The sequence below is a fragment of the Frankia sp. CcWB3 genome (genome assembly GCF_977927595.1).
Window position 1 is genome coordinate 7,269 of the sequence record NZ_CDWRCK010000121.1, and the last position, 5,062, is coordinate 12,330.

General features: G+C 65.2%; 6 protein-coding genes and 2 pseudogenes. 3 read left to right on the forward strand and 5 right to left on the reverse strand.

Translation table 11 applies throughout. The features are described 5' to 3' along the window. Window positions 1-1,195 (forward strand): ATP-binding protein (locus ACY5KJ_RS11210; protein WP_462203322.1); only part of this gene is annotated, 1,195 nt, incomplete at its 5' end. Between the two features lie 46 nt (window positions 1,196-1,241). Here ACY5KJ_RS11210 and ACY5KJ_RS11215 read toward each other — a convergent pair. Then, a pseudogene (locus ACY5KJ_RS11215) lies at window positions 1,242-1,340 on the reverse strand (HhH-GPD-type base excision DNA repair protein); the annotation flags it as partial. A gap of 124 nt (window positions 1,341-1,464) precedes the next feature. Here ACY5KJ_RS11215 and ACY5KJ_RS11220 point away from each other — a divergent pair. Both ACY5KJ_RS11220 and ACY5KJ_RS11225 read left to right on the forward strand, forming a co-directional pair. Further along, window positions 1,465-1,608, forward strand: a pseudogene (locus ACY5KJ_RS11220) (MerR family DNA-binding transcriptional regulator); the annotation flags it as partial. Between the two features lie 592 nt (window positions 1,609-2,200). Continuing rightward, window positions 2,201-2,353, forward strand: coding sequence for a hypothetical protein (locus ACY5KJ_RS11225; RefSeq protein WP_462203326.1), 153 nt, complete (start codon window positions 2,201-2,203; stop codon window positions 2,351-2,353). 76 nt (window positions 2,354-2,429) lie between these two features. On the opposite strand, the gene ACY5KJ_RS11230 is transcribed toward ACY5KJ_RS11225, so the two are convergent. The 4 genes from ACY5KJ_RS11230 to ACY5KJ_RS11245 form a co-directional block, all read right to left on the reverse strand. Further along, the gene (locus ACY5KJ_RS11230) at window positions 2,430-2,579 is read right to left on the reverse strand and encodes a hypothetical protein (protein WP_462203327.1); all 150 of its coding nucleotides are present in this window, start codon (window positions 2,577-2,579) and stop codon (window positions 2,430-2,432) included. A 66-nt stretch (window positions 2,580-2,645) separates the two neighbouring features. Beyond that, a complete protein-coding gene (locus tag ACY5KJ_RS11235; RefSeq protein ID WP_462203323.1) occupies window positions 2,646-3,899 on the reverse strand; it encodes an ATP-binding protein in 1,254 nt (417 codons plus the stop codon). A 318-nt stretch (window positions 3,900-4,217) separates the two neighbouring features. Further along, on the reverse strand, window positions 4,218-4,478 hold the full coding sequence (locus tag ACY5KJ_RS11240; RefSeq protein ID WP_462203324.1) for an AlbA family DNA-binding domain-containing protein: 261 nt from the start codon (window positions 4,476-4,478) through the stop codon (window positions 4,218-4,220). A gap of 180 nt (window positions 4,479-4,658) precedes the next feature. After that, window positions 4,659-4,784: a hypothetical protein gene (locus tag ACY5KJ_RS11245; RefSeq protein WP_462203325.1), complete on the reverse strand. Its 126-nt coding sequence runs from the start codon at window positions 4,782-4,784 to the stop codon at window positions 4,659-4,661. Window positions 4,785-5,062: the final 278 nt, after the last annotated feature.

Here is a 5,062-nt window from a genome sequence, read left to right on the forward strand (position 1 = left end):
CTTCATTACGTCCCCCCAGCAGCTTGTGCCATCGCTGGGCGGGCTCCTCGCGCTCGGCCATGATCCGCAAGGTTTCGATGCGTTGCGCGGATGCGCGGTTACGGTGACCGTTTACCCAACGAAACGCAAGGGAGAGCCCGGTCCAGACGGCCAACGATTCCTGGACGACAAGATTCTGGAAGGGCCGGCCCCGATCCTCCTCGAGGAGGTTTTTGCCGTCCTGCTCGCCCGTATGAGCAGGCGCGGGATGGTGGAAGGAATTGGCCGAGAAGACCGCTGGGAGTATCCGCCGGAGGCCCTACGGGAGATCTTGGTCAACGCCGTCGCCCACCGTGACTACAGTCCGATGTCCAGGGGGACACGCATCCAGGTCGAGATGTACCCCGATCGCCTTGAAGTGATCTCACCGGGTGGGCTGTTCGGGCCAGTAACGATAGACCGGCTGGGAGATGACAACATCGCGTCCGCACGTAATCGGGCGCTCGTCGATATTCTTGAGAACGTCCGTTTTCAAGAATATCGAAGGGCCCTGTGCGAGAGGCGAGCGACAGGTATCCCCAACGTACTCAGTAGCCTGCGGGAAGCTGGTCTCGTGCCTCCCGAGTTCAGGGATCGAATAAGCGATTTTCGAGTCATCCTACCGAATAGGACCCTGCTCGACGAAGGTACACGGTCCTGGCTGTACTCGCTGGTTCAACCGGGCATCTCCCCGACGCAGGAGATGGCGCTCGCGATACTTCGGACCGGCCGAGCACTGACGAGCGACGAGTACAGGATCGAACTGTCGGTAGACAGCAAAATCGCCCGCCGTGAGCTGGGGGATCTTGTCCACCGCGGTTTGGTCAAAATGGTCAACCAGCGCAGATGGGCACGGTACGTCCTGGACGACGCGGCCGAGGACTCAAATCCGACACTTTTCTCCGAGATCCCCGAGCGCCTGCCGCGACACGAATCCGCGAGGACTGCTCACAGTCAGGAGACCCATGAGCCTAATCTGCGGAAGCAGCGGGTTCTGGAACTCCTGGCCGTCGAGTCGCCCCTGACCCGCGCGGAGATCGCCGTCCGCCTTTCCCTGACCGACCGACAGGCCAGCTATGCGCTGACCAAGCTGATCTCCGACGGCCTGGTCGTCAGAACAACAGCGGCCTACAGCGACCCGAACGCCGCGTACCGGCTCACAAGCACGCCGGCCTGAGTACCAGGGGACACTTCGTGGTCGCGAACGACATGTTCGTTCTCTCCGGACTCTGTTGGTCTAGCACCATGCCAATCAACAGTGCCAACGGATCGTTGGTCGGCAGCTCGTCGGCCTTGGCGATCTGACCCAGATGCAGTCCCACCACACAACCGTAGGCGACCAAGCTGCTCGTCGGCGTCGGCGTCGGGGTCGGGGTCGGCGCGGGCCGTAGGCCAGTTGAGGCGGTTGACTCTCCAGTTGGTGGAGGCTCAATGATCGGTTCCATGATGATCGGCCAGCTTGCGGTGAGCACCGGGCTCTCGGTACGGACGTTACGGTTCTACGCCGACGCCGGAGTGCTGCCCGAGCAGGGACGCACGACGGCGGGATACCGGCTGTTCGGGCCCGACGCCGTGGCCCGGGCGCGGCTCATCCGCACCCTGCGCGAGCTCGGCGTCGGCCTGGACGACATCAAGCGGGTGCTCAGCGCCGAAACGTCGCTGGATGAGGTGGCCGCCGAGCACGTACGCGCCCTCGACGCCCAGATTCGCGTGCTGCGACTGCAGCGCGCGGTACTGCGCGCCTTCATCGGATCCACCGACCCCGAGGAGCTCCAACGTATGACCGACCTGACCAACCTGACGACCGAACAACGTCGGCGGATCATCGACGACTACCTCGACGCTGTCTTCGGCGACAACCCCAGCGATGTCGCCGACAAGCTGGCCATGGGCGCACCCGAGCTGCCCGAGGACCCGACCCCGGAGCAGGTCGCAGCCTGGGTGGAGATCGTCGAACTGCTGCGCGATCCCGACTTCATCGCCACCAGCCGCCGGATGGCCGAACGAGCCCGCGCCGAAGGGCCAGAGCCGGACGTGGCGCAGTTCGAGGTCGGCAAGGCTGTCGGCGAACTCGCCGGTCCCGCCGCCCGGGCCGGGGTCGACCCCGCCTCCCCTGAGGCCCTGACCGTGGTCGAGCGTCTCGAAGCCCTCGGGCCCGACCCCGGCGGAAGACCGCACGCGCGTGGCCGACCGCATAGAAGCCTTCACCGACCGCCGCGTCGGCCGCTACTGGACCCTCGTCGGCATCATCAACGGCTGGGCCCCCAACCAGGCCCCCAACGACATCATCGGCACCTGGGAATGGTACGCCCGAGCCCTGCGCGCCCACGCCTGACGCCCGGACCCTCGCGGCTCCTCCGCCCGAGCGTCCGCCCCAAGACAGGCGCTCGGGCGAAGATGAGCGATGACGACTACCACCCGAGCGCTGCCACCCGTAGGGATGGGAGGTCTTCGGCGAGGTCGACGTTGGCGCCGAGAGCGGCGAGTCGCCCCAGCCGCCCGTTGTGTTCGACCCTCGTGAGCTGGCCGATGTGGTCGTCACCGCTGGCTGGGGTGGCCATGGCAGTGCCAGTTCAACACCGGGGCAGTCGCGTGAGACGCGGACGACCTGCTGATCGACGTGCCGACTAACCGTCGCGGTCTGGTGGTACGGCTAGTCGCCACAACGCGTTCCGAGATCGGGGCGCCCCTATCAGCTCGGCCTGCCCGATCCGACGCAGCCGCGCAAGCGTCTGGCGGGCCTGCTCGTCGGTAAGGCCGGCCCGGCGGGCAATGTCGACGCGGCTGGCCGGTGTGCTGGTCAACACAGCCAACACAAGGTCATTCCGTGTCCGTCCGCGGTCAAGCTGCTTCGTTGCCCGGCCGGCGTGGGGACTCAGCCGGTAGGTGGCGCTTCCCCGGTCTCCTTCCTGCACCAGCAAGCCGCGGGCGCGCAGTTCTTTGAGTTGTGTGGTCGCCGTTCGACTGTCCGCGACGCCGGTCGCACCCCGGTAGCTGACGTTGGTCAAGGTCTCCCCGCGGCGAGTGAGCGCCAGCGCGGTGAGCTGCGCACCCGTGAGCCCGGCGATGTTCAGCGTGGACAACCAGTCCCTGGTCTCCTCGTCGAGCAGCGCGTGGTTGGGAATCGTCACGGTGAAGGCCGCGATGTCGTCCTCGAAGACCGGCGGCTCCATGCCCGCCTCGGCGAGCGCCGCACGGACGCGCGCGATGCCGGTGCCTCGGTTCTCGCACACTGTCCGGCCTGGATCGAGCGGGGTGTCCTCCAGGATCTTGAGCAGGACAGAATTGCGTGATGACGGTGGCACTGTGCCGAGTCCAAGCTCTCGTAGGCTCACTGGTCCAAAGAGCCCGCCCGGGTTCCGGATCTGCAGCCGGTCAGGGTAGAGCTCTACCTGAATCTGAGCACCCTGGGCTGACGGCGAGTAGTCACGGTGCACCAGGCTGTTCACCAGGGTTTCTCGGAGCACCTCCTCGGGATACTCCCATTCATCAACACGAAACATTCCGGCGATAATTCCGCGCTGCTTCATGTGCCGTTTCAGGATTCCTATGACATCGCGCACGATCACAGGTATCGGACCGTCTACGGAACGGTTGTCCAGGAACCGCTCCCCACGCGGCCCCGGCCGGGCAGGATCAGGCGTCGGGAAGACCACCACCGTGGCGTTCAGTTGCGGGAAGTACTGCTGCGGATAAACTCCGAATGCCAGTAGGCCGGCGAGTGTGGGCCGAGGACCGTCGTCGGTCTCCCGGAACACGTTCAGAAGGCGCAGGACCTCCGCGTCAGACTTTTCCCCGAACACACTCCGTTGCTCCCGGACCCGGGCGATAAAGGCACGTAGCCGTTGCGAGTCGAGATCATCCTGCGTTGCCTCCGGCACGACGGAGGCATCATGCCGTGCCGGGGCCCGGTTCTCGAGGAGGAGCTGGACCTCGTATGCCGATAGCTTTCGGTCGCCGTCCGACATGCGGATGAAGGATGCGTCCCACGGGGCAAGCCGCGCCAGGTGGCAGGGCCGACGGTCCCGTGGAATCGGCGGTACATAGGCATAGAGAACCTTCGAGCCACCCATGTCCACGATGTCGACCAACGGTGCGACCGTTGGGTCCATAGGGGACGTAATGAAGTAACAAATACGTGATCGAGAGCATCATCGCAGGTCACAGGCCTGTGGAGGGTTCGAAACGCGCAAGTTATTTCATTTCGACTCCATAGCGCGACACAACGTGACGAAGCTATCCCGAATTGACTCCGGATCCACCAGTCCCGAGACCGCGAACGACGCCTTCTCGTCCACGCCGAGAAGGACCGTCCCGCCCTCACCGTTCGCGAATGCGCTGATCGTCTCGTGCAACGACTGGGGCATGCCGCCCCTGGCCTTCTTGATCTCGAACCGATAGTTGTCGTTGCCGAGCCGAGCCAGGTCACCGAGTGTACGGGCCACTGTCTCGCGGTCCATGACTCCCCATCAGGATGCCTTCGACGCATCAGGATGCCATCATGGTACCGCTCAGGCTAACTACCATGACCGACTACCATGAGCCCGACGCTGGACCCGGGTGGGCGTCGGCATGGCGGTGGGGGCATCGGAGTCTGATGACGGCCGTCCCTGCGGGGCATCACGGCTCGGGTGCGGGGCCTACGACCCCATCCCGCTCGTTCTTTCCGATACCCGCTGGTCCAACACCATCCCGATCAGAATCGCGAGCGGATCGTTGGTCAGCAGCTCGTCCGCTTCGGCGATCTGGCTCAGATGTAGGCCCATGGGCTTAAGGTAGTCCGGTCCGCCCGGGGTATCGACGCGGCAGCCGAACAGCCACGGGTGACGTCGTGGGCACCAGGCTCCGGCATCCACGCCTCGGTCTGACGGCGCACCCGTGGTGCCGAAGGTCATCAACCATCCGGAGCAGATCCTGATCACGCGTACCGCGCGTACCAACGGGCCGTCGGCGACAGGCGTCAGCCGGCGGAGCCGCCCGCGACCACGTAGTTCCAGACCTCGCCTACTAGGGCCGGTTTGGGAAGTTCTCGGGGCAGCCATTT